This is a genomic window from Cnuibacter sp. UC19_7 (assembly GCF_042699995.1).
Classification (GTDB): Bacteria; Actinomycetota; Actinomycetes; order Actinomycetales; family Microbacteriaceae; genus Cnuibacter.
Genome location: NZ_CP170560.1, coordinates 40,703 through 66,898, shown reverse-complemented (window position 1 = coordinate 66,898; position 26,196 = coordinate 40,703). Strand labels below are relative to the sequence as shown.

Sequence of the window (26,196 nt, the reverse complement as noted above, 5' to 3'; positions counted from 1 at the left end):
CCTGTGGCCCTCGTCCCTACTTGATCGTGTAGCCGGCGTCGATCTTCAACTCGGTGCCCGTGACGTAGCGCGCCTCGTCGGAGGCGAGGAACAGCACGGCGTTCGAGATGTCGACCGGCTCCACCCAGGGCACGGGCAGGGCGTTGGTCGACGCGAAGATCGGCGCGGCCTGCTCCTGGGTCGGATGCTCCACATCCGGCATGAACAGAAGGAACGTGGCCTCGTTGAGGATCATGTTCGTCGCCACCCCGGTGGGATGCACCGTGTTCACACGGATGCGGTGCGGCGCCAGCTCGAGGGCGAGCGTGCGCATGATGCCCACCACGGCGTGCTTGGACGCCGTGTAGGCCACCACGTTGGGTGTGCCCTTGAGCCCCGCCGTCGACGAGGTGAGGATGATCGACCCGCCCGTCCCCTGCTCGATCAGGTGCGGGATGACGGCCTTCGCGGTGTGCCACACCCCCTTCGCGTTGATGTCGTTGACGAGCTCCCACTCCTCGTCGGTGACCAGCTGCGACTGCTCGCCGAACGTGAACACGCCCGCGTTGGCCGACACGATGTCGACGTGGCCCAGCTCGGCCACGCCCTCGTCGAGCGCGGTTGCGAGCGCGTCGTAGTCGCGCACGTCCGCCTTCCGCGCCACGATCCGCCGGTCGAGCGCCTCGACCTGCCGCACCGTCTCCTCGAGATCCGCCTCCGTCGCTCCCGGATAGAAGCGCTCCATCCCCGGCAACGGCTCGGCGACGTCGACCGCGATGATGTCGGCGCCCTCCTGAGCCAGACGCAGCGCGTGGCTGCGCCCCTGTCCGCGCGCCGCGCCCGTGATGAACGCGACCTTGCCCTCGACGCGTCCCATCACTTCACCGCCGCCCCGGCATCGACCGCGAGCGGGACCCCGGTCACGTAGCGAGATTCATCGGAGGCGAAGAACAGCACGGCGTTCGAGATGTCGAGAGCCTCGACCCACGGGATCGGGAGCGCGTTCATCGTCGTGGCTGCGGCCGCGAAGTCGTCCTTCGTCGGATCGCTCAGGTCCGGCCGGAAGAGCCGGTAGATGCCCTCGTTCTGCACCATCGGCGTGTCGACCGTGGTCGGATGGACGCTGTTCACGCGGATGAACTCGGGCGCCAGCTCGAGCGCCAGCGTGCGCATGAGGCCGACCACACCGTGCTTCGCCGACACGTAGTGCGAGATGTTCTCGTAGGGGAACAGCCCCGCGTCGGAGCTGGTGAGGATGATCGACCCGCCGTTCCCTCCGGCCCTGATGTGCGGGACCGCGGCCTTGACCGTGCGCCACACCCCCGAGAGGTTGATGTCGATCATGTTGCGCCACTCGTCGTCCGGGATGTCCTCCGAGCGGTTCGGACGCCCCGCGATCCCCGCGTTGGCGCTGATGACATCGAGCCGACCCAGCTGAGCGACCCCGTCGTCGACGGCGCCCTTCACCTGGTCGAAGTCGCGCACGTCCGCCTTGGAGGCCACGATCCGACGGTCGAGCGCCTCCACCTGCCGCACCGTCTCGGCGAGATCCTCCTCGGTCGCCGGGTCGTAGGTGTTCTCGGGGATGCGCTCGCAGATGTCGATCGCGATGATGTCGGCACCCTCCTGGGCCAGACGCAGCGCGTGGCTGCGCCCCTGCCCCCTGGCCGCTCCGGTGATGAAGGCGACCTTGCCTTCGAGTCTTCCTGCCATGATCCCGCCTCCTACTTCACCAGTGAGCCGGCGTCGACCGGGAGGGTCACGCCCGTGATGTACCGGGCCTCGTCGCTCGAGAGGAACAGCACCGCGTTCGAGATGTCGACGGGCTCCACCCACTTGATCGGCAGCGCGTTCATGGTCTGGAACCGGTCGCCGAGACTGTCGGCTGTCCTCTCCGACTCGGGGAGATCCGGCGCGAACAGCGCGTACGTCGCGGCGTTGTGGATCATGTCGGTGTTGACGCTGGTGGGATGCACCGAGTTGACCCGGATCATGTCGGGCGCCAGCTCGAGGGCAAGGGTCCGCATCAATCCGACCACACCGTGCTTCGCCGACACGTAGTGCGCGAGCCCGGGCAGACCCTTCAGCCCCGCCACCGAGCTCGTGAGCACGATGGACCCGCCGGCGCCGCCGGCCTTCAGGTGAGGGATCGCCGCCTTCGCAGCGTGCCAGACACCGGTCAGGTTGACGTCCATCATGTCCTGCCACGTCTCCTCGGGCAGGTCGAGGGCCGAACCGTAGCTGACGATCCCGGCGTTCGCGGCGACGATGTCGAGTCGGCCGAGCTGGGCGACGCCGTCGTCGACGGCCGCCTTCACCTCGTCGAAGTCCCGGACGTCGGCCTTCGTGGCGACGATGCGTCGGTCGAGCGCCTCGATCTGGCGCACCGTCTCGGCCATGTCGTCGGGTGTCGCCATCCCATAGGGGACCGAGTCGATCTGGTCCTCGATGTCGATGGCGATGATGTCGGCGCCCTCCTGCGCCAACCTGAGGGCGTGGCTGCGCCCCTGTCCTCGTGCCGCGCCCGTGACAAACGCGACCTTCCCTTCTACACGCCCCATCGCGTGCTCCTTCCCTGTTCGGTTCTCGATACTCGGGTCGGCTGGCCGCGGGTCGCGGTCAGTACTGGGTGTTGCCGGCGTCGACCGTCATGGTCAGGCTCGTGACGTACCTCGACTCGTCGGAGGCGAGGAACAGCACGGCGTTCGAGATGTCGACCGGCTGGGTGATCTCGACGGGCAGCAGGTTGGCCAGCATGCCGCCGAGCTTCGGGTGCGCCTCGAGCAGCGGACCGAAGTTACCGCCGCCGAGCGTGCCCATCGGCGTGTCGACCCCGGTGGGATGCACCGAGTTGACGCGCACGTTGTACTCCGCCAGCTCGGTGGCATAGGCGCGCATGAGTCCGACGACGCCGTGCTTGGCCGCGACGTACGCCGAGAGGAACGGCAGTCCCTTGAGGCCCGCCGCGGAGCTCGTCATGATGATGGATCCGCCGCCGGCGTCGATGAGGTGCTGCGCGGTCAGCGACACCGTGTTCCAGACGCCGGTGAGGTTGGTGCCGATCGTCTGGTCCCACACCTCCTCCGAGGTGCCCTTCCAGTCGTCGATCACGCAGATGCCGGCGTTCGCGACGACGATGTCGAGGCGGCCGAGCTGGCCGACACCGCTCTCGATCGCGAGCCGCATGGCGTCGCGGTCGCGCACGTCGGTCTTCGTCGCGACGATGCGGCGGTCGAGCGCCTCGACGAGGCGGACGGTCTCGGCGAGGTCCTCCTCGGTGGAGGACGGGTAGTCGATGTTCGGGATCGGGGAGGCGAGGTCGACGGCGATGATGTCGGCCCCCTCTTCGGCGAGCCGCAGCGCGTGGCTGCGGCCCTGGCCTCGTGCTGCGCCGGTGATGAAGGCGACCTTGCCTTCGACACGACCTGCCATGGGATGCGCTCCTTACATATCGGGTGTGAATCCTGCGAGGGGGTTCTCCTCGCAGGCCGAGACCGGCGGCGCCGTCGGTCGGGTCATGGAGAGCGTGATCGACGTCTTCCGGCTCTTCCCGGTCGTGATCACGCCCGTGTTCCTGGGTCCGCGGGTCGTGCGGTGCGAGTGGTCCCCGTCGGGGCGGGGCGCGAGGTCGTCCTGCTTGCGCTTGGCCAGCAGCTCCTCGCCGAAGCCGCGCACGCACTCGGGGTCGGGCCCGTCGAGCGGCAGCCCGGTGAAGAACTTCGCGGCCATGCATCCGCCCTTGCACGTGTCGAAGAACTGGCACGACGAGCACGCGCCGCCCGACTGCGGAGCCCGCAGCCGCTGGAACAGCTCCGACTGCCGCCACACGCCGGTGAACCCGCCCTCCTCGCGGACGTTGCCGGCCAGGAACTCGGAGTGGATCGCGAACGGGCAGGCGTACACGTCGCCGACCGGGTCGATCAGGCACACCACCCGGCCCGCGCCGCACAGGTTGAGCCCGGGCAGGGCCTTCCCGTAGGCGGAGAGGTGGAAGAACGAGTCACCGGTGAGCACCCCGTCGCCGTGGGCGACGAGCCAGTCGTACAGCTCCCGCTGCTGCTCCTTCGTGGGGTGCAGGTCGTCCCACGTGTCGGCCCCGCGACCCGAGGGCCGCAGACGGGTCAAGCGCAGCTGCGCGCCATAGGTGTCGGCGATGGCCTTGAACTCGTCCAGCTGCGGGATGTTGTAGCGGGTGCAGACGACCGAGAGCTTGAAGTTCTTCATGCCCGCATCCGACAGGTTCTGCATCGCCCGCATCGCCGTCTCGTACGACCGCGGCCCCCGGACGTAGTCGTTGACCTCGGCGGTCGCCCCATCCAGCGAGATCTGCACGTCGACGTAGTCGTTCGCCGCCAGACGCTCCGCTGCGGCCCTGTCGATCTTCACGCCGTTGGTCGAGAACTTCACCCCCACGTGGTGCGCGGTGGCGTAGTCGAGCAGCTCCCAGAAGTCGCTGCGCACGGTGGGCTCGCCGCCGCCGATGTTGACGTAGAATACCTGCATCCGCTCGAGCTCGTCGATCACCGCCTTGCACTCCGCTGTCGACAGCTCGCGCGGGTCGCGTCGGCCCGACGACGACAGGCAGTGCACGCAGCTGAGGTTGCAGGCGTACGTCAACTCCCACGTCAGGCAGATCGGCGAGTCCAGGCCGTACTCGAACAGGTCGACCAGCCGGCCCGGAGACGGGGTCGAAGCGGCGGGAGCGGATGGACGGGGAGCGTCGAGCAGCGTCATCGTTGCCTTTCCACGACCATCGACGACGCCACCAGCGTGCCGAGGGCCTGCGCATATCGGGGGAGGTCGGCGTCGGGGACGCCGGCCGCGGTGCACGCCTCCCTGGCGGTGGCCGCCTCGTCGAGCGAGGTGACCACCGCCAGGAGGGTACGGTCCTTCAGGAACGAGAGCTTCCTCGTCCCGAAGTGGTACAAGAGGGCGCCGAAAGGCTCAGGACGCACCGAGACCTGCGGGTGCAGTCGCCATCCGGCATCGAGATCGAGGGATACCATGGCGGATCAGTAGACGCCGCACATCCCGTCGATCGAGACCTCTTCCACCAGAGAATCGGCCTCGACCAGGGTCTCGACCTCGGCGGTTGTTTCGCGTTCACTCATGGGAGTCCTCCTCATGGCTTCAGGCCGACATCCTCGACGACCTGCGGTGAGGACGATACTAATGACACCGAGTGCCGAATGAAAGGTCTGGCGTGATTCTCGAACCGGGCGCACTGACGGGCCCCGCGGGCGAGGCTCCCCGAGTAGGGCGGAGCCCCTCGACCTCGCAGGCCGAGCTGAGCCACATCGCTCTCGAGCTGTTCGTCACCCGAGGCTTCGACGAGACGACGGTCGACGACATCGCCGCCGCGGCCGGCATCGGCCGCCGCACGTTCTTCCGCTACTTCCCTTCCAAGAACGACCTGCCGTGGGGCGACTTCGAGGGGCTGGTCGAGCGGATGCGCGTCACCCTCGACGCCGTCCCCGACGACGTCCCGCTGCTCGTGGCGCTCCGGAGCGCGGTGATCGAGTTCAACCGCTTCCCCGAGATCGAGGTGCCGTACCACCGGCGGCGGATGGAGCTGCTCCTCACCGTGCCGACCCTCGTCGCGCACTCCACCCTCCGCTACGCGTCGTGGCGCGCCGTGGTGGCCGAGTTCGCCGCGCGGCGACTGGGTCAGCCTGTCGACGCGATGGAGCCGCAGGGCATCGCCTGGACCTACCTCGCGGTCTCGATCGCCGCGTACGAGCAGTGGCTGCAGCACGAGGGCAGCGACCTCGCCGAGGTGATGGAGCGCACCTTCGCCACACTCGACACGGCGTTCGGCACCGCCGCCGAGGGCGGGCGGGGCGGCACCGGCGGATGATCCGCGCCGACGTCGTCGTCGTGGGAGCCGGCGGGGCCGGCGCTCCCCTCGCCGCGAGGCTGGCCGAGGGCGGCGCGGACGTGGTGCTCGTCGAAGCGGGGCGCGTCCCGTCCGATCCTTCGGGCTTCGGCCGCGACCTGCTCGACGCGGGTCGCCTGCGCGGGGCCGACCCGCGGCATCCCGACACCTGGGCGCATCCCGCCCGTCTGACCTCGGGGCGCGACTACACGGTGATCCGCGGCCGGATCGCCGGCGGCTCGACGACGACCAACGGCGGGTACTTCCTGCGCCCCACCGCGGCCGACGTGGCACGATGGGGCGCGCGGGCGCCCGAGTGGACACCCGAGGTCGTGCGCTCGGCGATGATCCGCCTCGAGCGCGACCTCGACTTCGGGTCCGACCCGCGCCACGGCGACGCCGGCCCCACGCCGGTCTCGCGGCCGGCACCCACGCATCCGGTGGCGGCGGCGTTCGCGCGAGCCGCCCTCGAGCGGGGGATGCGGTGGATCCCCGATGCGAACCTCGACGACGGTGAGGGGGTGGGGCCTCTGCCGATGGACGTCGTCGACGGGGTGCGCTGGAACACCGCGCTCGGCTATCTCCTCGGCGGAGCGCCCGGGTCCGACGCGGGCAGACGTCGTCCCCGGGTGGTCCAGGGCACGGTGCAGCGCGTCGTCGTCGAGGCGGGACATGCCCGAGGGGTCGACCTCGTCCGTGACGGCATCGCCGATCGGGTGGCAGCCGACGAGGTGGTGCTGAGCGCCGGGGCGTTCGGTTCCCCGCAGCTGCTGATGCGCTCGGGCATCGGGCCGGCGGCGGTGCTCGAGCGGGCGGACATCGCGGTGGTGCACGACTCGCCCGGCGTGGGCTCGGCGTTCAGCGACCACCCCCAGGTCGCGCTCGACTGGCGTCCGAGCCGCCTTCTCCCCACCGACTCCCCCACCGCCATGGCCGTCGTCGCGCGCACCGCGTCGGCCGAGCTGCTGCCCCTCCTGGCGCCCACTCCCGTGCTCCTCGGCGGCCGCGCCGCCGACACGGTGCCGTTCACCACTCTCGTCTCGCTGTCGCGCGCACGATCGCGCGGCACGATCGCCCCGGCCGGGCAGAGCGGCGAGTCGTTCACGATCGACTACCGCTACCTCGACGACCCCCTCGACCGCGCCGATCTTCGCGAGGCCGTGCGCGAGGCATCGGCCCTCCACGAGTCGGACGCGTTCGCCCAGATCTCCGCGGGGGTGACGGGGCTCAGTCCGCGCACCCTCGAGAGCGACACCGCGCTCGACACGTGGATCCTCGACCGTCTCGGCACGAGCGTGCACGCCAGCGGGAGCGCACCGATGGGCCCGTCGTCCGATCCGGGCGCGGTGGTCGATGGACTCGGACGGGTCTACGGTGTCAAGGGGCTGAGGATCGCCGACACGTCGATCCTGCCCGAGGCGCCGTCGCGCGGACCCGCGTACAGCGCGGTCGTCATCGGGGAGGTCCTCGCGGCCCTGATGCTGCAGGGCTGAGCCCGCGCATCCGCCGACCCGACCGAGGAGGAGCCATGGCGCGCGACCCTGAGCACGCGATCACGTTCGGACGAGCCGTCGACGCCTACGATCGCGGCCGCCCCGGGTACCCCGCCGAGGCGCTCGACCTCGTGGTCGAGTCCGCCTCCAGCCGGCTGCGACGGAGGATCGTCGACGTCGTCGACGTGGGGGCCGGCACGGGGAAGCTGACGTCCGCCCTCGCCGGCCGATTCGACCGGGTGCGCGCCGTGGAGCCCGACGACGCCATGCGCGCCCGGCTCGTCGAGAACGTCCCCGGCGTCACCGCGCTGTCCGGCACGGCGGAGAGCATCCCCCTGCCCGACGCCGACACCGATCTGGTCACGGTGGCGCAGGCGTGGCACTGGGTCGACCCCGTCCGCGCGACCGCCGAGGTGGCCCGTGTGCTGCGGCCCGGCGGCACGCTGGCGCTGCTCTGGAACATCCGCGACGACAGCGTGCCGTGGGTGCGCGACCTGGGCGAGCTGATGGGAGCCGCCCCCGGCGTCGACGAGAACCACAGCATCGATCCGCCGCTCCCCGGCCCGCTGCTCCGCTACGACCACGTCGAGCTGCCCTTCTCGACGACCCTCGGCCGGGAGCAGCTCGTCGACCTCGTCTTCTCGCGCAGCTACGTCATCGCGCTCGACGAGGGGCGCAGGGCGGTGCTCCGCGAGCAGCTCGACGCCTTCATCCAGGCCACCCCCGAGCTCGCGGGCGAGCGCATCGAGCTGCCCTACGTCACCCGCGTCACTCTGGCCGCCGAGTGACCGCGACCGTCGCCGACGGGGTCGGATTCCGGTCGAAGCGCGGACCGGTGCTCATCGCCCTCATGGTGAGCACAGGCCTCGTCGCCATCGACTCGACCATCCTGGCCACCGCGGTGCCCTCGGTCGTGGCCGACCTCGGCGGGTTCGCGCAGTTCCCGTGGCTGTTCTCGATCTACCTGCTCACCCAGGCCGTGGCCGTGCCCATCTACGCCAAGCTCGCCGACACGGTCGGCCGCAAGCCGATCATCCTCCTCGGGGTCGCGCTCTTCCTGGTCGGCTCGGTGCTCTGCGGGGTGGCGTGGAGCATGCCCGCGCTCATCGCCTTCCGCGCCCTGCAGGGGCTCGGAGCGGGCGCCATCCAGCCCATGGCGATCACCATCGCCGGTGACATCTACACCGTCGCCGAGCGCGCCAGGGTGCAGGGGTACATCGCGAGCGTGTGGGCCATCTCCTCCGTCGTCGGCCCGACGCTCGGCGGCATCTTCTCGGAGTTCGTGTCGTGGCGGTGGATCTTCTTCGTCAACGTGCCGCTCTGCCTGCTCGCCGGGTGGCTCCTGTTCCGCCGGTTCCACGAGAGCGTCGAGCGCCGCAGCCACCGCATCGACTACACCGGGTCCGCCCTGCTCACCGTCGGGGTGTCGGCCCTCATCCTCGGACTCCTCGAGGGCGACCAGGCCTGGCCGTGGCTCTCGGTGCCGGGCGTCGCGACCTTCGTGGTCTCCGCACTCGCCCTCATCGCCTTCGTCGTCGTCGAACGGCGCGCACCCGAGCCCGTGCTGCCGTTGACGATCTTCTCCCGCCCCTTGATCACGACCACGACGCTGATCTCGCTCGGGATCGGCGCGATGCTGCTCGGTCTCACGTCATACGTGCCGACCTACCTCGAGGGCGCCCTCGGGGTGACCCCGCTCCTGTCGGGACTGGCGCTCGCGTCGCTGACCATCGGATGGCCGATCACGGCCTCGCAGGCCGGCCGGCTCTACCTCCGGCTCGGCTTCAAACCCACCATCCTGCTGGGCGTGGCGATCTCGGTCGCGGGAACCGTCCTGCTCGCCGCCACCGCCTCTACACCGTCCCTCCTGATCGTGGCGATCGCCTGCTTCATCACGGGTCTGGGCTTCGGCCTCACCGCCACACCCTCTCTCATCGCCGCGCAGTCGAGCGTCGGATGGGAGGAGCGCGGGGTCATCACGGGCGCCAACCTGTTCGCCCGCTCGGTCGGCAGCGCCGTCGGCGTCGCCGTGTTCGGCGCCCTCGCCAACGCCGTCTTCGCAGCCTCCGCGTCGAGCGACCGCGATCCCGCCGCGGTGACCAGTGCCTCCACCGCGGTCTTCCTCGCCGTCGCCTGCTGCTCGGTCATCACCATCGCCGCGGGGCTCGCCATGCCGGCCGTGCGCGCCTCCACCGACTGAGACCGGAGGCACTCCGCCCACTGGGCGCCGAAAGGTACGCTCACCGCGCCCACAGCCCGTGTACGGGCGCGAGTCGCGTCTGGGCGTACCTTTCGACGGTGACGTCGGGTCGTGCCGCTATCGTGGGCACATGCCCGACTCGGCGAACCCCGCGCAGCCGAGGCGCCGACGCTGGTCGGTCAACGCCGCGCTCGACAACGTCTTCTTCATCGTGGCGGGCGCCGCCTCCGTCTGGCTCGCCTATCTCGTGCTCACGTCGGGCTTCTCGACCGGGTGGGCGCAGATCTGGTTCTACCTGCTGTTCTGGGTGATCGTCGCGTACATCGCCCTGCCGCGGCTGCACCGCATCCTCACCGACATCTACGTGCCGAACTACTTCATCGGCCGCACCCGCACCAGCGACGGGCTCCTCGGCGACCCCGTCAACCTCGCTCTCCTCGGCGACGAGGCGCAGCTGCACAGCGCGATGATCCGCGCGGGCTGGACCCGGGCCGACGATCTCTCGCTGCGCAGCGCGGGGCGGATCGTCGCCTCCACGCTGCTGCGCCGCAGCTACGACGAGGCCCCGGTGAGCCCGCTCATGCTCTTCGGCCGCAACCAGGACTTCGCGTATCAGCAGGAGGTGGCAGGCAACCCCGCCAAGCGGCACCACGTGCGGTTCTGGCGGTGCCCCGACGGCTGGCTGCTGCCCGGTGGCCATCGGGTGGAGTGGCTGGCGGCGGGCACCTACGATCGCGCGGTCGGGTTCTCGCTGTTCACCCTCCAGATCACGCACAAGATCGAGGAGAACACCGACATCGAGCGCGATCACATCGTCGCCACGCTCATCGAGGCCGACCCGGCCGTGGCGGTGAGACTGCTGAAGGACTTCGCCACCGGCTACCACTCGCGCAACGGCGGCGGCGACCAGATCGTCACCGACGGCGACCTGCCGGTGATCGATCTCTCCGCGGTCGACACCAGCCCGGAGGGCGTCGCCCAGGCCACACTCCCCGTGCCCACCCCCGGCACCGACGCCACCGCAGGCACCCCCGACAAGCGGGTGCGGCGACCCGCTCCGACCACGTTCGGCGGTGTGGTCGTGATCCTCGAGGCCTTCACCCCGCTCGTGACCCTGATCGGCGCGTGGCTGAACTGGTTCGGTTTCCGCGACGCCCTCGTCGTCGACATCCAGGAGGATGCCGACCCTCAGACGGTGCAGACGGTGCTCTGGATCCTGCTCGCCCTCTTCGCCGTGTTCTTCGTCGTCGAGCTCGCCCTCGGTATCCTGGTGCTCGCCGGCAGCAACATCGCCCGGATCGCCGTGATGACCTTGAGCGTGCTCACGATCGTGCAGGCGGCCGTCGCCGCGATCATGACGGGTGCTGTGATCGACCTCGCGACGAACCTGGTGTCGCTGTCGCTGTCGATCCTCATCCTCGTGGCGCTGTCGAGCCAGCGCTCCCGCGACTACGCCCGCCGACCGCGCGAGCGCAAGGCCTCGCGGATCGCCGTCGCCGCCTGACAGACGGCGAGTCGAGCGCCTCCCGTCAGTCGGGCATGGCCTCCGTGGTGATGACCGTGCCCTTCCAGCTCGCGTGAGCCGCGATGAACGGGGTGAACTCGGCGTTGACGTAGAGAGTGCCGCCGTCTGGCCCGTCGGCGTGGTAGTACGCGTCGTTGAAGACCGCGTCGCTCAGCACCACGCGGACCGACGGATGGCGCGTGAGGATGCCGTCGACGGCGCGCTCCGCGGGGGTCATGGCATTCCTTTCGGCCGGATGCGCCCTAGTCTATTTCGGGAGAGATGGGGTGCCATGCAGTTCAAGACGGAGGACGCCGGAGACGACATCGCGATCGTGCGGGGTGACGGCAGGCTCAACATGGTCTCCGCCCCCGAGCTCCGTGAGACCGTGAAGCGGTCGATCGACTCGGGGCGATCGCGGATCGTCGTCGACATGAGCCGCGTGCAGTTCATGGACTCGTCGGGCCTCGGCGCCCTGATCGCCTGCCTGAAGAGCGCGCGTCAGGCGGGAGGCGACCTCAAGATCGTGTCGCCGTCGGCGCAGGTGCAGATGGTGCTGGCGCTCTCGAACGTCGACCAGGTGCTGCCCCCGCACGAGTCGGTCGCGGAGGCGTACGGTGTCTGACCGCCACGACCTGGAGTTCACCTCCCCGCCCGACGACGTCGACGGCGTGCAGGACTTCGTCGAGCGGGTCTGGGCCGCCTCACCCCACGTGGGCGACATGGATCGGATGGCCTTCGAGACGGCGCTGATCGAACTGGCCTCGAACGTGATCCAGCACGCCGGCGAGGGCCAGGGCGTGACGTGCGTCCTCACCCTCTCGACCGACGACGGCAGGATCACCGCGACGCTCTCCGATACGGCCGAGAAGGGGCACGTCTCCCTGGTGGTCGGCGAGATGCCCGATGCGTTCGCCGAATCCGGCCGCGGCCTGCCGTTGGTGGAGGCGCTCGTCGACACGATGACGTTCGAGCGGGTCGACGCCCGCAACGTGTGGACGATCACGAAGGCGATCGCGCCACCCGACTGAGCATCCGTCTTCACGGTCGGGCCCTGCTGCGGTCGGCCGTCTGCCCGGGTCGGTCGGTCCGCTCAGATGACGCGGCGGCGCAGGACGAGGGCGGTCACGTCGTCGTCGACCGAGCGCGCCTCCTGCACCCGTGCCACGAGCTGCCCCGCGGCGTCGCTCGCGCCCGGAGCCGAGCTGACGAGTCCGAGCACGTCGTCGAGGGTGTCGAGCGTGCCGTCGCCGATCTCGAGGGCGCCGTCGGTCACCGACACGAGAGTGTCGCCCGGGCCGAGCTCGACCGTCTCCGTGCGCCAGCCGGCTCCGATCGAGATGCCGAGCGGGAGTCCGGTCGCGGCGAGCCGCTCACGCCCGTCGGCCCGCACGACCGCCGAGAGGCCGTGGCCCGCATCCGCATAGGTGAGCACGCCGGTGGAGAGGTCGAGTCGCCCCGCGACGGCCGTCGCGAACGTGCCGGTGCGCTCGAAGTCGTCGGCGAGCCTCGCGTCGACGGCGGCGAGCAGTTCGGCGGGAGGCGCGTCGCCCACCGCGAGCGCCGTCGCCCGCACGGTCGCGGCCATGATCGCGCCCGCGGCGCCCTTGCCCATCACGTCGGCGATGAGGAAGTCGAAGCGGTCGTCGTCGCTGCGCCAGGTGTAGAAGTCGCCGCCCACCCCGAGGGAGGGCAGGTTCACCGCGGCGAGGTCGTAGCCCGGCCACTCCCGCTCGTCTCCGGGCAACAGGGCGCGCTGCACGAGCACCGCGCGATCGAGCTCCGCCGTCGCCCGCAGCTCGCGCTCGACCCACGAGCCCATCTCGTCGAGGAGGCGCTGCTGCTCGGCCGTGAACTCGCGCGGCTGCGTGTCGACCAGGCACAGCGTCCCGACCCGGGCCGACGAGTCGACCGAGATCGGCCGGCCGGCGTAGAAGCGGATGTGACGGGGCCCGGTCACGGTCACGCGCGACGAGAAGCGGTCATCCTTCGTGGCGTCGGGCACGACGATCAGCTCGGACTGCTGGACCGTGACGTCGCAGAACGACTCGGGCCTCGGCGTGTACTGCGTCGCATCCGGATAGAAGGGCGACTTCGTGAACTGGGTGTCCTCGTCGAGGAAGTTGATCTCGGCGACGGGCATGTCGAAGATCTCGCGCGCCAGTCGGGTGATGCGGTCGAAGCGCTCCTCCGGCGGCGAGCCGATGATCTCCAGCCGCCTGACCGCCGCGATCCGCTCCAGCTCACTCTCCCCGACCACGTCTCCAGCGTAGCGGGGTCAGCGCGGCGTCAGCCGGAACACCCTCAGCGTCCGCCCGGACGACCTCTCGTACCCGCGGTAGCCGGGCCACTGCCGCTCGATGTACCGCCAGATCGCCTCGCGGTCCTCCTCGGGCACGAGTGTCGCCCGCACCGGGAGGCGTCGTCCGCGCACGCTCACGGCGGCCTCCGGATGCGCCAGCAGGTTGCTGCTCCAGGCCGGATGCTGCGACGCCGCGAAGTTGCTGCCGGTGATGAGCATCGAACCATCGGGCTCGGGCACGTACATCAGCGTCACGTCACGCGGCTGCCCGGAGCGGGCGCCGATCGTGTGCAGCACGAGCGACGGGACGAGCAGACCGCTCATCTGCACGCGGCCTCTGGTGAGCCGCGCCATGGCGCGCTCGAGCGGCGGCATGACACGCGGACCGACGCGGCGGAAGAACCGCGTGCGCGAGAACCACGCGACACCGCGGCGGATGCCCTTCACGACAGGAGAGACCACTCCCCCATCGTGGACCGCGAGCCCCGATCAGTACCAGTTGACCGACTGCGAATGCGACCAGGCGGAGCACGGGGTGCCGTAGCCGCGCTTGATGTAGTCGAGGCCCCAGGCGATCTGCGTCGACGCGTTGGTCTGCCAGTCGTCGCCGAACGAGGCCATCTTGCTGCCCGGCAGTGACTGCGGGATGCCCGCGGCGCCGCTCGAGGCGTTCTCGGCCTGGTAGTTCCAGCCCGACTCCTTCTGCCACAGGTTGACGAGGCACTGGAACTGGGAGTCGCCCCAGCCGTAGGTCGACGCGGCCATCTGCCGGGCCGTGTCCTTGGCACCGTCGGGTGTGTTGGCGGCGGCGAGAGCCTGAGCCGCCGCGGCGGCGTCGGCGGCGGCCTGCGCGGCGGCCTGATCCGCGGCCTGCGCACCCGACTCGGCGGCCGCCGTCGTGGTGATGGCGGCGGTCGACAGGGTGTTCACGGTCGTGGCGTCGAGGTACTGGTAGCTCGCCAGCGCGTGGATCGACGCGACGAGGGGTGCGGTGTCGATCTTGCCGGTCACGCTGGCCAGCACCGAGGTGCCGCGGTCGACGGCGAGGGCGGCACGGGCGTCGGCCGTCTCCTTGGCCTTGGCCGTCAGATCGATGGAGGCCCCGGCCTCCGGCGTGGTGTAGTGCTGGGTCCCGACCGTGGCGGTCGAGGCGTTGGTCGTCACGATCTCGTCGCCCCGCGCCTGGGCGGACATCGGATGGGCGAGGGTGGCCACCCCGACGAGCAGGGCGGCGCCGGCGACGCCGGTCACGGCGGCCGTCACGGTCTGCCGACGCCGGCGCCGGTGGCGGCGTGCATCGGCCCGGTTCAGAGCGGGCAGGGTAAGCGGTTCGGGTCGGGTGTGGTGCATCGTTCCTCGGATGTCACGCCGTCGAACGGCACCTGACGTGCGAGGGCGCGCCGCGATGGGGGCGCGCGATGCTGTCGACGAGGGCGGGGCCGCTGCGTCGGGTGCGGTGACGGTCGATGTCGGGTCGTGAAGCCGTCACGGCTTCTCTCGAGCCGGGAGCCCGTGGCGTGCCCGGCGATCAGTTGCAGGATCAAGTATGTTTCCCCTGTCTGGGAGGTTCCTGGCGAGGGGGTGGCCGCGTGCGCGGATACAGCGCAGAACAGGTGAGATCGGCGGAGCGGGCTCATCTCGAGGCCGGCGAGCCGCTGATGGCCCGGGCGGCGGAGGGCCTCGCGGATGCGGTGGCCGCGCTGATCGTCGGGGCGGGCCGCTCGCTCCGCACCGCGCACGTCTGCGTGCTCGTCGGCTCGGGCGACAACGGCGGCGACGCGCTCTACGCCGCCGCCGCGCTCGCGTCGCGCGGAGCCTCGGTGACGGTCGTGCCCGTCGGCAGCCGGCTGCACGAAGGCGGCCGTCGGGCCGCCGAGGTCTCCGGCGCCACCGTGCTCGACCGCGCGAGCGGATCGGACGAGGACCTCGTCCGTCGTGCGGTCGCGGCCGCGGTCACGGCCGACGCCGTGATCGACGGCATCATCGGCACCGGCACCTCGCCTGATCCTTCGCTACGGGGACTCGGCCGCGCCGTCGTGCTCGCCCTGCTCGATGAGCCGCGCTGGGCCGCCTCGAGCACCGCGGTGGTCGCGGTCGACCTTCCGAGCGGCGTGCATCCCGACACGGGCGCCGCTGACGACGCGGTCCTCCCCGCCGACCTCACGGTGACGTTCGGCGGCGCCAAGGCGGGCCTCCTCCAGGGGGCGGGCGCCCGTCTGGCCGGCCGAGTCGAGGTCGTCCCCATCGGAATCGAGGACGATCTCGAGGCGCTCACCCCCGTCGTCGAGACCTGACCGTCTCCGTCGTCACCGGCTCGATCTCGCGATTCGCGAGGTGCTCGTAGACCACCGACGTGCGGACGTCGGCGACCTCGGGCCGCTCCGTGAGGCGGTCGATGACGAAGGCGTAGAGGCTGTCGTTGTCGGGCACCGCCACGTGCACGATGAAGTCCTCCGCCCCCGACGTCACGAACACGCCGACGACATCGGGGAGCGCCGTCGCCCAATCGCGGAACGCCTCGATGTTGCGCCTCGACGGTGGGCGGATGCGCACGGCGATGAGCGCCTGCACGCCCCTTCCCACCGCGGCGAGGTCGAGCTCGAGGACGGCGCCGCGGATGATGCCCCGCTCCCGCAGCGCTCTCGTGCGATCGAGGGCGGTGGTGGGCGACACCCCGGCCCGCGCGGCGACCTCGCGATTGGTCATCCGTGCATCCGACCTGAGAAGGCGCAGGATGGCGAGATCCACCTCGTCGATGTCAGGCATTCGCGACCCTCCTCCGGATTAAGTCCGGACGGTTTGGGGATCATCCGCCCGTCTGCCTAGTCTCTCATCGCATCGACGGAAGGATGACCATGAGCACGATCGGCTTCGCGCCCGACGAGATCGACACCGCCTCCCCCACCCGGTCCGCGCGGCTCAAGTGGGTCGTCGTGGTCTCGACCGCCCTCCCCGCGGGGCGCGCCGCGAACGCGGCGATCTGCGTCGCCGCGGCCACCGCGAAGGAGGTCGACGGCCTCCTCGGCCCCGCCGCCGTCGACGCCGACGGCTCCACGCATCCGGGCCTGCCCTGGGCGGGATGCAGTGTGCTGGCGGGAGAGCCCGCCGCCCTCGCCACGATCCGGGCGAAGGCCGAGGCCTCCGACGGCGTCTTCGTCGCCGCCATGACCGAGCTCGGGCAGTCGACGCGGGTGTACGACGAGTGGCTGGCCGGGATGGCCGAGTCGCACGCCGGCGACCTCGAGTACTACGCGGTCAGCGTCGTGGGGCCGAAGAACCGCGTCGACAAGATCGTCGGCAGGCTGCCCCTGCTGTGAGCGCCCCGCGCTAGAACTCCCGCAGCGCCGCCCGCGAGCCACCCGACGGGTAGTCGCGTCGCAGCACCCCGCGGCGCCGCAGGATCGGCACGAGCTCGTCGAGTGTGCGATGGATCGTCACCGGGTGCAGGTCTCCCGAGAAGATGAATCCGTCGTTGTCGGCCTCGGCGCCCAGACGCTCGATGAAGTCGGCCACCTCGTCCGCCGTGCCGACGAAGCCCGAGCCGTCGGAGATGCGCCCCTTGCGCGCCTTGGCCGTCGCGAGCTGGCGGAGAGTGGCGTCGGCGAACGACTCGTAGGGCCCGAGCAGGCCGCGGATCGAGCCCTGCGACACATGCTGTCCGAAGATCGCAGGGTCGACGGGCCGATCCGGGTCGAGCACGGTGAGGTCGGTCTCGAGGTCGCTCGACTGACCGAGGATGATCGCGGCGAGCTGATCATCGGTCGGATGCGCCGACGCGGCCACCACACGATCGGCCTCCTCGCTGCTCGAGACGATCTCGGGCTTGAACACGAAGAGCACCTTGATGTGGTCGGGATCGCGACCCGCCACGGCGGCGGCTCCGCGGACACGCTCCCGGTAGGCGCGGACGCTCTCCGGGTTCAGCGGCGCCAGCGCCAGCTGCACGTCGGAGTGCGCCCCCGCGAACCCGAGCCCGCGCCCCGAGCCGCCGGGCGACACGATGAGGGGCGATTCCTCCGTGGGCAGGGCGTTGAGCGGGCCGGTGACGTCGAAGTACTCTCCCCGGTGCTCGGTGGCCTCCAGGCGCGTGCCGTCGGCGAAGCGCCCCGTCGCGGCGTCGCCGATGTAGGCACCCTCACCCCAGCTGCCCCAGAGCTGCTCGATGGCGGCGAGCCACTCCTCGGCGCGGTCGTAGGCGGCGTCGTGGGCGATCTCCTGCAGGCCGAAGTGCCGGGCGCTCTTCACATCCGTCACCACGTTCACGCCGAAGCGGCCCGAGCTCAGGTGCTGGAGCGTCGAGAACTGCCGGGCGGCGAGATAAGGCGGGGTGGCGCCGGCGTTCACGGTGGGGGCGATCGCGATGCGCTCCGTGGCCGCGAAGAGGTACGGGGTGAGCAGCAGCGGGTCGTGCTTGGGGCCGCCGTACGCCGAGCGCACCCGCAGGTCGACGGTCTCGGGGGTGCCGAGCGAGAGGGCATCCTCGATGATGACGAGGTCGAGCCCGGCCTGCTCGAGCTCGCGGATCGAGTGCTGGTAGAGACGCGGCTCGGTCCACCGGTAGCCCCAGTCCCACGCCGGGTTGCCCCAGCCCTGGGGGCCGAAGCCGCGGGCGAAGAACCAGCCGAAGTGCTGCGGTCTGGCCATCAGGCCACCTCGAGCCGTGCTCGACGCGACGCCGCGAGCGCCTGGGCAAGATCCTGCAGCAGGTCCTCGACGTCCTCGATGCCGACCGAGAGCCGCAGCAGCCCCGGATGGATGCCGTTCGCGTGCAGCTCCTCCCGGCTGAGCAGCGAGTGCGTGGTCGTCGCCGGGTGCAGGATGAGCGACCGCACGTCGCCGAGGTGCGTCATGCGCGAGAACAGCGTCACCGCATTGACAACGGCCCGGGCGGCCGGCTCGCCGCCCGCGAGGGTGAAGCCGAACACCGAGCCCTGCCCACGCGGCAGGTAGCGCTTCGCCAGCCCGTGGTACGGGCTCGACTCGAGGCCGGAGTAGTCGACGCTCGCCACCTCCGGCTGCTCCTCGAGCCAGCGCGCCACCTGGAGCGCGTTCTCGGAGTGCCGTTCGATGCGGAGCGACAGCGTCTCGATCCCCTGCTGCAGCAGGAACGCGTGCAGCGGCGACAGCGTGGGGCCGAAGCGGGCCGCGACCACCGAGCGGGCGTACTCCGCGAACGCGCGGTCGCCGAAGCGCTCGACGTAGCTGCGGCCGCCGAGGGCCGCCGCCGGAGAGGTCAGCTGCGGGAAGAGCTCCGGCCGCGCCGCCCAGTCGAGCCGGCCACCGTCGACGACGGCACCGCCGAGCGACGCCCCGTGACCGGCCAGGAACTTGCTGGTGGAGTGCACGACGACATCCGCGCCGAAGTCGATGGGGCGCACGAGGTAGGGCGTCGCGAGCGTCGAGTCGACGACGAGCGGGAGCCCGTGGTCGTGCGCGACCCCGGCCACACCCGAGATGTCGAGCACGTCGTTCTTCGGGTTCGGGATCGACTCGCCGAACAGCACACGCGTGGTGGGGCGGATGCGCGCCCGCCACTCCTCCAGGTCGCGCGGGTCGTCGACGAAGTCGACGCCGATGCCGAGGTTCGCGAAGTTCTCGCGGAACAGGCCGCGCGAGCCCTCGTAGATGCTGCGGGAGGCGAGGATGCGGTCGCCCGAGCGGAGGAGGGCGAGGAGAGCGACCGTCACGGCGGCCTGGCCGCTGGCGACGGCGATCGCGTCGACACCGTGCTCCAGCGCCGCGAGCTTGCGCTCGACCGCCGCTGTCGTCGGGTTGCCGAGGCGCGTGTAGGTGAATCCCTCCACGTCGCCGTGGAAGCGATCGCGCGCCTGGTCGAAGTCGTCGAACACGAAGCCCGCGGTGAGGTGGATGGGCGTGATGCGGGCGGCGCTGTCGCCGTCCAGCCGCTCCCCCGCGTGCACCTGCTGCGTGGCGAATCCCACCTCGTCGGCCATCGCCGCTCCTCCCGTGCTGTCGGATCCGTCGCTGTGCTCGCGGATCCGTCGTCATCTCGACGGTCCACTGTCGCAAAGGCCGGGCCCCGCCCGCACGAGTACGACGGATTGTTACCCCGTGCCAGGATCGGAGCATGCTCGTCTCGGCGTCGAACCAGGTGGCCCCCATGCTCGCGAAGGCCGTCGACGGGGTGCCCGACCCGGGCTCCGTCTCGGGCGGGCTCTCCTACGAGCCGAAGTGGGACGGCTTCCGCGGCATCGCCTACGTCGACGGCACCGGCGATCCGGGCGGCGTCGAGATCGGCAGTCGCGGATCTAAGCCGCTCACCCGGTACTTCCCCGAGCTGGTGGCCGCGCTCGCCGAGCAGATCGACGTGCCCTGCGTGCTCGACGGCGAGATCGTGGTCCGCACGGGCGAGCCCGGGTCGGAGCGGCTCGACTGGGAGACGCTGTCTCAGCGCATCCATCCCGCCGCCAGTCGCGTCACGAAGCTCGCCGCCGAGACCCCGGCGACCTTCGTCGCCTTCGACCTGCTGGCCCTCGGCGACGACGACCTCGCCTCGCGGCCGTTCGCCGAGCGCAGGACGGCGCTGGAGTCGCTCTCGAGCAGGCTGTCGCATCCGCTGTACGTCTCGCGCACCACCGACGACGTCGAGACCGCGCGTCGGTGGCTCGTCGAGTTCGAGGGCGCCGGCCTCGACGGCGTGGTCGCGAAGCCTCTCGCGAGCCCGTACGCCCCCGGCAAGCGCGTGATGCTGAAGACGAAGCACCACCGCACGGCCGACGTCGTGCTCATCGGGTACCGGGTGCACAAGAGCGGCTCAGGGGTGGGGTCGCTTCTGCTCGGGCTGTACGACGCCGACGGCGAGCTGAGAGGAGTGGGTGGCGCCTCGGCGTTCAGCGACAAGCGCAGGCAGGAGCTCGTCGACGAGCTGGAGCCCTACGTCGAGCGCGACGAGTCCGGCGAGGCGGTGAAGGGCGAGACCGACCGCAGCCGATTCTCGGCGAGCAAGGACGTGTCGTTCGTGCGGCTGCGACCCGAGCGTGTGCTCGAGGTGCGGTACGACCAGATGGAGGGCATGCGGTTCCGTCACACCGTGCAGTTCGACCGGTGGCGGCCCGATCGGGAGCCGCGCTCGTGCACGTTCGAGCAGCTCGATCGTCCGGTCGCGTACGACCTGTCGAAGGTGCTGAGCTGAGTCCGGCGCCCTCGGTTCAGTCGGCCGCGGGCTTCTTGGCCCGGCTCGGCTGCACCCGGGGCGGTTCGCCGGGCATCTTGGGGTAGTCGGGCGGGAAGGGCAGCTCGCCGAGCCCGTTCTCGAGGTCGCGCTCCCACCACGAGAACAGGGTGTCGATGGTGCCCGGTTCGTCGGAGAAGCCCGCCCACGGGTCGCCGACGGTGCGGAGCCGGTCGGGCACGGTGAGGATCGTGAACGCCTTCGGATCGGCGGTCTCGAGCTCGTCCCAGGTGATCGGGCACGACACCGAGGCGTGCGGCAGCGCCCGCGGACTGTAGGCGCCCGCGATCGTGCGGTCGCGGTTGGCCTGGTTGAAGTCGACGAAGACGCGCTCCCCGCGCTCCTCCTTCCACCACGCCGTGGTGACCTTGTCCGGCATCCGCCGCTCGAGCTCGCGGGCGGCGCCGATGACGGCGTGACGGACGTCGAGGAACTCGCGCACCGGTTCGATGGGCGCGAACACGTGGAGGCCCCGGTTGCCGGAGGTCTTGACGAACGCGATGAGCCCTGCTTCGGCGAGCACCTCGCGCAGGGCGAGCGCCGCGGGGATGGCCTCCTCGAACCCGGTCCCCGGCTGAGGGTCGAGGTCGATTCGCAGCTGATCGGGGTTGTCGGGATCCTCCGCCCGCGACGGCCACGGATGGAAGACGATCGTGTTCATCTGCGCGGCCCAGACCGCCGCGGCCGGTTCGTCGATGACGAGCTGCGGATGCGAGCGGGCGCTCGGATACGTCACCGTCACCGAGCGCACGTAGTCCGGTGTGCCGCGCGGCGGGTTCTTCGAGAAGAAGTCCTCGCCGTCGACGTTCTCGGGGAAGCGCTGCAGCGAGACCGGTCGGTCGCCGTTGGCCCGGACGAACGCCTCCCCCACGTCGACCAGGTAGCGGGCCAGGTCGAGCTTGGTGATGCCGAGCTCGGGCCAGAGCACGCGCGACGGGCTCGAGATGCGCACCTCCCGCGGTCCGTGGGGTCCGTCGACGGTGAGCACGGTGGCTTCGCTTGCCATGGGTCAAACCTATCCACGGCACGTGAACTCGCGCAGGAATGAGGCCACCTGAGGCCGATCGGCGTCTTGAACCCGACCCGTGCCCCGCGATTGGATTCTATTGTCAAGCCAGTTTGGACGCAGAGGAGGAGATCGGCATGGTGATGGTGATGATGGGCGGAATGATCGTGGTCGCCGCCGGGGCGATCGCCGCGGTGCACTGCTGGCGCGGCGACGGCTACGGGTCCGCAGCGACCCGCGAGGACTACGACAGTCGACGGCCGCATCCGTCGGATCGCGTGAGCGCGTCCGCGGACACGGGCACGGGTCCGGGTGGCGGTGGCGGCACCGGCGGGGGCGGGCTCAGCGGGCGGTGACGGTGAGCTTCGGCGACGTGGGCGCCTTCGGCGCGGCCACCTGCACACCCACGCGCACCGTCTGACCCGGCTGCAGCGATCCGGCCCAGTCCTTGCCCGTGCAGGTGATGCTCGTCTTGGGCTTCACGGTGCAGTCCATGCCCCAGGAGTTCACCACGGAGGTGGCGGAGGTGTCGGGCCAGGTCGCGGTCCAGCCTGACGCCTTCGCGGTCGCGGTGAGCTCGATCTCGGCCACGTAGCCCTCGCCCCAGGCGCTCTGGAGCATCCACTTCCCGGTCAGCGTCGTGCCCGAGGGGGGCGTCGTGGGCTTGGGGGTGGTGGTCGGCTTCGGTGTGGGCGTCGGGCTCGGCTTCGGGGTCGCCGTGGGCTTCGGCGTGGCCGTCGCGGTGGGCTTCGGCGTGGGTGCGGGGCTCGTCGTCGGCTTCGGTGTCGCGGTCGGCGTCGGGCTCGGCTTCGGCGTGGCCGTGGGCTTCGGGACGGAGGTGGCGGTGGGCTTCGGTGTGGCGGTGGGCGCCGGGGTCACGGTGCTGCCGGGGCCGAGAAGGGGTGCGAGCGCGTCGAGCTTGGCGGTCTGCTTCGTGGTCCAGTCGTCGGTCACGAGCCCGCCGGTGTCGCCGCTGTTCGGGTTGAACGACCAGTAGGCGAAGCTGATGCCCTTCTTCCCCAGGTAGCCGACGAGGGTCTTCAGCCACGCCTGATCGCTGGCGGTCTCGTACTTGGTCCCGAACTCGCCGAGCAGCACGGGCGCCGTGCCCTTCGCGACGAGGTAGCCCCAGTTCCTCTCCCACACGCCCTCGAGGTTCGCCGGATAGTCGGCGGCCTGGAACCACGTCTGGTTGAAGACGGTCGAGGGGTAGTCGTGCGGCGAGTACACCACGCGCCCGGCGACCTTCAGCGTGACCGGCTTCGCCCCGGCATCCGCCAGCCCACCGCCCCACCACGTGGACGAGCCGTCGCCCTGGCGTTCGACGCCCTCCACGACGATGAGCAGCTTCGGATTGGCGGCGAGCACCGCGTCGCCGGCGCGGGTGGCGGCGGCCTGCCAGTCGCGGGCGGGGTCGCCGCATCCCCAGCACGCCTGGCCGTGGGGCTCGTTGTGGAGGTCGGCGCCGATCACCGTCGGGTCGTTCTTGTAGCGGTCGGCCAGCATCGTCCAGTCGGCGATCCACTGCTTCTCGCTGTAGCGGTCGGTGTACCAGAGCTCGGACTGCGCGCCGGAGTCGGGGCGGTGACGGTCGAGGATGACGCTGAGGCCGTAGGTCTTCGCCTTCGCGATCACGGTGTCCATCAACTGGAGGGGCGTGAGCGACACGAGGTCGGGATTGACGCTGGAGTTGATCGAGTTGCTCGACGACTGCGCGAGGCACTCGTTCGAGAAGGGCAGGCGGATGGTGTTGAAGCCCATCGACGCGATCGACGCCAGGCCCGCGTCGAGCGAGATCGACCAGAGCCCGTGCGGCGCGCAGTTGGACGTCTCCATCCCGAACCAGGCGACCGCCTTGATCGTGTACGTCTGACCCGCCTCGGTCTTGATGGCGGCGCCGTCGGTGTGCAGCCATCCGGAGGTCGCCGCGACGGCGGGCGACGGCGGCTGCGCGACCGCGAGCGCGGTCGCCGGGAGGAGCACCGCGAGGGCCACCGCGGCGACCCGGAGCAGCCTGCGCGTGCGCCCGCCGATCACCGCCTGCGCGCTCATGGCTCCCCCGACCTCCGGCTCGCCATCTGCGTGCTGGTGTGGGACATGGTAATCCAACTCAGAGCGAGCTCACGTCGTCACGGAAGGAAACACGACGGCGACTCCGAGGCACGCCCTAGCCGACGGACAGGGTGCGGACCTACGGTCGTCTCACCTGGATGGAAGGAGCACGACATGACCACCACGACCTGGACCCGGGAGCTCATCCTCCGACGGCGCCACCTCCACGCCGCCATCGACCACGCGGCCGAGAAGGCGCCCGGTGAGGCCGCCCGTCTCCGACTCGACCTCTACACGATCACTCACGACTTCGACGTCCACTCCGTCGACCGCTCCGAGCTCGAGACCGGCTTCGACATCATCGAGCACGACGTCGCCCGCGCCGCCGCCTGACCCCGTCGCTGCCGTCACCGCAGAAAGGTCGCCTGAGAGCACGTTCGACGCGAATACGGCTGCATGTGCCGCGTGAGCGTACCTTTCAGCGGTCATCCTGTTCTCACGGCAGGAGGCGGGCGACTCATGCGGCAGCTGGCCGCCGGCCGGCGCGCGGCACCCGACGCCCGCCCGCCCGGGCCCGACGGGCGCCCGCCCCGGGCGGAGTGACGGGTTGCGCCCGCGCAGCGGCGCGGCGGGGCCCAGGGAGCGGTGACGGCGCGCACAGCGGGCGCAACCCGCAGCGGGCGCGACCCCCACCCTCTGCGGGCCGCCGTCACCCGTGGGCCGGGCGCCCCTCCCGGAGCCCGCCAGGGGTCAGCTCGAGCCACATCGTGATGCCGAGCCGGCCGAGGACGGCGTCGTCGTGGCTCACCACGAGGAGCGCGCCACGGTAGGCCGCGAGCGCGTCGACGAGCACGTCGATGCTCGCCAGGTCGAGGTCGTTCGTGGGCTCGTCGAGCACGAGCAGCCGGTGCGGCGGGTCGGCCGCGAGCAGCCCGGCCAGCGCCACCCGGAACCGCTCGCCACCAGAGAGCGTGCCCACCGCCCGGTCGACCACATCGCCGCGCAGCAGCAGCCGGGCGAGCATGGCCCGCACGTCGCCGGGCGTCCGCCCGGGTGCCCGGCGGCGGACGCTGTCGAGCACGCTGTCGGAGTCCACGAGCTCATCGCGCCTCTGCGGCAGGTACCCGATGCGGTCAGTGTCGGCGCGCGCGCCCACCGTTGCGCCGGCAGTAGCTCCGCCCGAGACGAGCGACTCGAGCAGGCGCGTCTTCCCCACACCGTTCCGCCCCACCAGCGCGATCCGCTCGGGACCTCGCACGATCGTCTCTCGTCCCGTCGCCACGTCCTTGAACGTGGCGATGCTGCGGGAGGCGGGCACCCCGGGGTCGGGCAGGTCGATGCGGATGCGGTCGTCGTCGCGCACCCGCGCCGCCTGTTCGTCGACGGATCGCCTCGCCGCCTCGACCCGATCGTCGAGGTTGCCGCGGAGCTTGCCGGCCGAGACCTGGGCGAAGCTCTTCCGCGAGTTCATGATGATCTTCGGCATCCGCTTGTTCTCGTAGTCAGTGCGCCCGTACCGGGCCCGACGCGACAGCGCGGTCTCGGCCTCGATCCGCTGGCGTCGTTCCACGCGCAGCGTCTGCTCCGCCCCGCGGAGGGCGCGCTCGGCCGCCTCCTGCTCTCGCGCGAGGTGCTCACGGAAATCGGTGTAACCGCCCCCGAACACCTCGACGTCGCCCGCGCGCAGCTCGGCGGTCTCGTCCATCCGGTCGAGGAGCGCGACATCGTGACTCACTACGATCAGCGCACCGGGCCAGCCGTCGAGGCTCTCGGCGAAGCGCTGCCGTGCCTCGCGGTCGAGGTTGTTCGTCGGCTCGTCGAGCAGCACGACCGGATGCGCGGCGAGCCTCAGACCGGCCAGCGCCGTGAGCACGGCCTCGCCGCCGCTCAGCTCACCCACCCGGCGGTCGAGATCGGTGGGCACGCCCACCGCGTCGAGCGCGGCGACGGCACGCGCCTCGACGTCCCAGTCGTCGCCGATCACGTCGAAGAGGCTCTCGGAGACGTCTCCGGACTCGATGGCGCGCAGCGCCGCCAGGGTGCCGTCGACCCCGAGCAGCGCCGCTACCGTCTCGTCGGTGTGGAGCGTGAGCCGCTGCGGCAGCACGCCGACCGACCCCGTCGTGACGACTGTGCCGGAGCTGGGCCGCAGCGTCCCGGCGACGAGCCGCAGGAGCGTGGACTTGCCCGAGCCGTTGTCGCCGATCAGTCCGGTGCGTCCGGATCCGAATGCGGCGGTGAGGTCGTCGAGGACGATGTCGCCGTCGGGCCACGCGAACGAGACGCGGTCGAGCACGACGGAAGGGGTGTGATGGGTGGGCATGAGGCTCCTCGGATTGTCAGCGGAAGCGCTGACGACGGAGCCGGAGATCGAGTCGACGTCGGTCAGCGCGGGATGCGCGGCGTGAACCGGTCGACGATCTTCACTGGAGCCTCACTAGTCGGATGGACGCCGACGATCCTCACACGAACTCCACCCCGAGCGCAACCACGTCTGCTTTCGCGCCCTCTTTGGCGTCTCGCGCAGCCATTGGGCACGCGGGACGCCAGACAGGCCGCGAAACCACGCCCGCCGGACCCGCACCCCGCCGCA

The 26,196-nt window shown here is 71.0% G+C and carries 29 protein-coding genes; 12 read left to right on the top strand and 17 right to left on the bottom strand.

The genetic code is table 11. The annotated features are described in order from the left end of the window. Positions 1–16: 16 nt before the first annotated feature. The 7 genes from ACFJGV_RS00350 to mftA are packed head-to-tail and all read right to left on the bottom strand — an operon-like array spanning position 17 to position 5,090. Positions 17–856, bottom strand: a complete 840-nt coding sequence (locus tag ACFJGV_RS00350; protein ID WP_378145956.1) for a mycofactocin-coupled SDR family oxidoreductase — start codon at positions 854–856, stop codon at positions 17–19. Continuing rightward, the gene (locus ACFJGV_RS00345) at positions 856–1,692 is read right to left on the bottom strand and encodes a mycofactocin-coupled SDR family oxidoreductase (protein ID WP_378145955.1); all 837 of its coding nucleotides are present in this window, start codon (positions 1,690–1,692) and stop codon (positions 856–858) included. Before ACFJGV_RS00345 ends, ACFJGV_RS00350 begins: the two co-directional genes overlap by 1 nt. A gap of 11 nt (positions 1,693–1,703) precedes the next feature. Then, complete coding sequence (locus ACFJGV_RS00340) at positions 1,704–2,540, bottom strand: mycofactocin-coupled SDR family oxidoreductase (protein WP_378145953.1); 837 nt, start codon at positions 2,538–2,540, stop codon at positions 1,704–1,706. A 58-nt stretch (positions 2,541–2,598) separates the two neighbouring features. Continuing rightward, positions 2,599–3,411, bottom strand: a complete 813-nt coding sequence (locus ACFJGV_RS00335; RefSeq protein WP_378145951.1) for a mycofactocin-coupled SDR family oxidoreductase — start codon at positions 3,409–3,411, stop codon at positions 2,599–2,601. A gap of 12 nt (positions 3,412–3,423) precedes the next feature. Then, positions 3,424–4,713 (bottom strand): mycofactocin radical SAM maturase, encoded by a 1,290-nt coding sequence (gene mftC, locus ACFJGV_RS00330; RefSeq protein ID WP_378145949.1) that lies wholly within the window; start codon positions 4,711–4,713, stop codon positions 3,424–3,426. Continuing rightward, positions 4,710–4,985: a mycofactocin biosynthesis chaperone MftB gene (mftB, locus tag ACFJGV_RS00325; RefSeq protein ID WP_378145948.1), complete on the bottom strand. Its 276-nt coding sequence runs from the start codon at positions 4,983–4,985 to the stop codon at positions 4,710–4,712. Before mftB ends, mftC begins: the two co-directional genes overlap by 4 nt. Before the next feature lie 6 nt (positions 4,986–4,991). Further along, on the bottom strand, positions 4,992–5,090 hold the full coding sequence (gene mftA / locus ACFJGV_RS00320) for a mycofactocin precursor MftA (RefSeq protein WP_115364246.1): 99 nt from the start codon (positions 5,088–5,090) through the stop codon (positions 4,992–4,994). Positions 5,091–5,182: 92 nt separating this feature from the next. On the opposite strand from mftA, the gene mftR reads away from it, so the two are divergent. From mftR to ACFJGV_RS00295, 5 genes are all read left to right on the top strand, one after another. After that, entirely contained in the window at positions 5,183–5,836 is a 654-nt protein-coding gene (gene mftR, locus ACFJGV_RS00315) for a mycofactocin system transcriptional regulator (protein ID WP_378145946.1), read from the top strand. After that, positions 5,833–7,347: a GMC family oxidoreductase N-terminal domain-containing protein gene (locus ACFJGV_RS00310; protein WP_378145945.1), complete on the top strand. Its 1,515-nt coding sequence runs from the start codon at positions 5,833–5,835 to the stop codon at positions 7,345–7,347. The genes mftR and ACFJGV_RS00310 overlap by 4 nt, the downstream gene beginning before the upstream one ends. Before the next feature lie 35 nt (positions 7,348–7,382). Then, a complete protein-coding gene (locus ACFJGV_RS00305; RefSeq protein WP_378145943.1) occupies positions 7,383–8,135 on the top strand; it encodes a class I SAM-dependent methyltransferase in 753 nt (250 codons plus the stop codon). Beyond that, positions 8,132–9,547, top strand: coding sequence for an MFS transporter (locus ACFJGV_RS00300; protein ID WP_378145941.1), 1,416 nt, complete (start codon positions 8,132–8,134; stop codon positions 9,545–9,547). Before ACFJGV_RS00305 ends, ACFJGV_RS00300 begins: the two co-directional genes overlap by 4 nt. A 130-nt stretch (positions 9,548–9,677) precedes the next feature. Then, the gene (locus tag ACFJGV_RS00295) at positions 9,678–11,051 is read left to right on the top strand and encodes an LssY C-terminal domain-containing protein (protein WP_378145940.1); all 1,374 of its coding nucleotides are present in this window, start codon (positions 9,678–9,680) and stop codon (positions 11,049–11,051) included. 25 nt (positions 11,052–11,076) lie between these two features. Here the strand turns inward: ACFJGV_RS00295 and ACFJGV_RS00290 are convergent, their stop codons facing one another. Beyond that, complete coding sequence (locus tag ACFJGV_RS00290) at positions 11,077–11,289, bottom strand: hypothetical protein (RefSeq protein WP_378145939.1); 213 nt, start codon at positions 11,287–11,289, stop codon at positions 11,077–11,079. 54 nt (positions 11,290–11,343) lie between these two features. Between ACFJGV_RS00290 and ACFJGV_RS00285 the strand changes: the two genes are divergently transcribed. Together ACFJGV_RS00285 and ACFJGV_RS00280 are read left to right on the top strand one after the other, a co-directional pair. Then, complete coding sequence (locus ACFJGV_RS00285; protein WP_378145938.1) at positions 11,344–11,676, top strand: STAS domain-containing protein; 333 nt, start codon at positions 11,344–11,346, stop codon at positions 11,674–11,676. Next, the gene (locus ACFJGV_RS00280) at positions 11,669–12,082 is read left to right on the top strand and encodes an ATP-binding protein (RefSeq protein ID WP_378145936.1); all 414 of its coding nucleotides are present in this window, start codon (positions 11,669–11,671) and stop codon (positions 12,080–12,082) included. The genes ACFJGV_RS00285 and ACFJGV_RS00280 overlap by 8 nt, the downstream gene beginning before the upstream one ends. A gap of 62 nt (positions 12,083–12,144) precedes the next feature. On the opposite strand, the gene ACFJGV_RS00275 is transcribed toward ACFJGV_RS00280, so the two are convergent. The 3 genes from ACFJGV_RS00275 to ACFJGV_RS00265 are packed head-to-tail and all read right to left on the bottom strand — an operon-like array spanning position 12,145 to position 14,604. After that, positions 12,145–13,311 (bottom strand): PP2C family protein-serine/threonine phosphatase, encoded by a 1,167-nt coding sequence (locus ACFJGV_RS00275; RefSeq protein ID WP_378145935.1) that lies wholly within the window; start codon positions 13,309–13,311, stop codon positions 12,145–12,147. A gap of 18 nt (positions 13,312–13,329) precedes the next feature. Then, a complete protein-coding gene (locus ACFJGV_RS00270) occupies positions 13,330–13,815 on the bottom strand; it encodes a nitroreductase family deazaflavin-dependent oxidoreductase (RefSeq protein ID WP_378145933.1) in 486 nt (161 codons plus the stop codon). Between the two features lie 27 nt (positions 13,816–13,842). Continuing rightward, complete coding sequence (locus ACFJGV_RS00265) at positions 13,843–14,604, bottom strand: hypothetical protein (protein WP_378145932.1); 762 nt, start codon at positions 14,602–14,604, stop codon at positions 13,843–13,845. A gap of 362 nt (positions 14,605–14,966) precedes the next feature. On the opposite strand from ACFJGV_RS00265, the gene ACFJGV_RS00260 reads away from it, so the two are divergent. Continuing rightward, a complete protein-coding gene (locus ACFJGV_RS00260) occupies positions 14,967–15,647 on the top strand; it encodes an NAD(P)H-hydrate epimerase (protein ID WP_378145931.1) in 681 nt (226 codons plus the stop codon). On the opposite strand, the gene ACFJGV_RS00255 is transcribed toward ACFJGV_RS00260, so the two are convergent. Further along, positions 15,625–16,119, bottom strand: coding sequence for an Lrp/AsnC family transcriptional regulator (locus tag ACFJGV_RS00255; protein WP_378145930.1), 495 nt, complete (start codon positions 16,117–16,119; stop codon positions 15,625–15,627). The genes ACFJGV_RS00260 and ACFJGV_RS00255 overlap by 23 nt on opposite strands. Before the next feature lie 89 nt (positions 16,120–16,208). On the opposite strand from ACFJGV_RS00255, the gene ACFJGV_RS00250 reads away from it, so the two are divergent. Next, on the top strand, positions 16,209–16,670 hold the full coding sequence (locus ACFJGV_RS00250) for a DUF2000 domain-containing protein (RefSeq protein WP_378145928.1): 462 nt from the start codon (positions 16,209–16,211) through the stop codon (positions 16,668–16,670). A 10-nt stretch (positions 16,671–16,680) separates the two neighbouring features. Here ACFJGV_RS00250 and ACFJGV_RS00245 read toward each other — a convergent pair whose 3' ends face one another. Beyond that, positions 16,681–17,997 (bottom strand): LLM class flavin-dependent oxidoreductase, encoded by a 1,317-nt coding sequence (locus ACFJGV_RS00245; protein WP_378145926.1) that lies wholly within the window; start codon positions 17,995–17,997, stop codon positions 16,681–16,683. Beyond that, positions 17,997–19,307 carry an O-acetylhomoserine aminocarboxypropyltransferase/cysteine synthase family protein gene (locus ACFJGV_RS00240; RefSeq protein WP_378145925.1) on the bottom strand — a complete coding sequence of 437 codons (1,311 nt, stop codon included), beginning with the start codon at positions 19,305–19,307 and terminating at the stop codon, positions 17,997–17,999. Before ACFJGV_RS00240 ends, ACFJGV_RS00245 begins: the two co-directional genes overlap by 1 nt. Before the next feature lie 134 nt (positions 19,308–19,441). Between ACFJGV_RS00240 and ACFJGV_RS00235 the strand changes: the two genes are divergently transcribed. Further along, positions 19,442–20,506, top strand: coding sequence for an ATP-dependent DNA ligase (locus tag ACFJGV_RS00235; protein WP_378145923.1), 1,065 nt, complete (start codon positions 19,442–19,444; stop codon positions 20,504–20,506). A gap of 16 nt (positions 20,507–20,522) precedes the next feature. On the opposite strand, the gene ligD is transcribed toward ACFJGV_RS00235, so the two are convergent. Further along, on the bottom strand, positions 20,523–21,551 hold the full coding sequence (gene ligD / locus ACFJGV_RS00230) for a non-homologous end-joining DNA ligase (RefSeq protein ID WP_378145921.1): 1,029 nt from the start codon (positions 21,549–21,551) through the stop codon (positions 20,523–20,525). A gap of 113 nt (positions 21,552–21,664) precedes the next feature. Here ligD and ACFJGV_RS00225 point away from each other — a divergent pair, with 113 nt between their 5' ends. Then, entirely contained in the window at positions 21,665–21,907 is a 243-nt protein-coding gene (locus ACFJGV_RS00225) for a hypothetical protein (protein ID WP_378145920.1), read from the top strand. Here the strand turns inward: ACFJGV_RS00225 and ACFJGV_RS00220 are convergent. Then, on the bottom strand, positions 21,894–23,603 hold the full coding sequence (locus ACFJGV_RS00220; protein WP_378145919.1) for a cellulase family glycosylhydrolase: 1,710 nt from the start codon (positions 23,601–23,603) through the stop codon (positions 21,894–21,896). The genes ACFJGV_RS00225 and ACFJGV_RS00220 overlap by 14 nt on opposite strands. A gap of 174 nt (positions 23,604–23,777) precedes the next feature. Here ACFJGV_RS00220 and ACFJGV_RS00215 point away from each other — a divergent pair, with 174 nt between their 5' ends. After that, positions 23,778–23,996: a hypothetical protein gene (locus ACFJGV_RS00215; RefSeq protein ID WP_378145918.1), complete on the top strand. Its 219-nt coding sequence runs from the start codon at positions 23,778–23,780 to the stop codon at positions 23,994–23,996. Positions 23,997–24,312: 316 nt separating this feature from the next. Here the strand turns inward: ACFJGV_RS00215 and ACFJGV_RS00210 are convergent, their stop codons facing one another. After that, positions 24,313–25,926 carry an ABC-F family ATP-binding cassette domain-containing protein gene (locus ACFJGV_RS00210; protein WP_378145917.1) on the bottom strand — a complete coding sequence of 538 codons (1,614 nt, stop codon included), beginning with the start codon at positions 25,924–25,926 and terminating at the stop codon, positions 24,313–24,315. Positions 25,927–26,196: the final 270 nt, after the last annotated feature.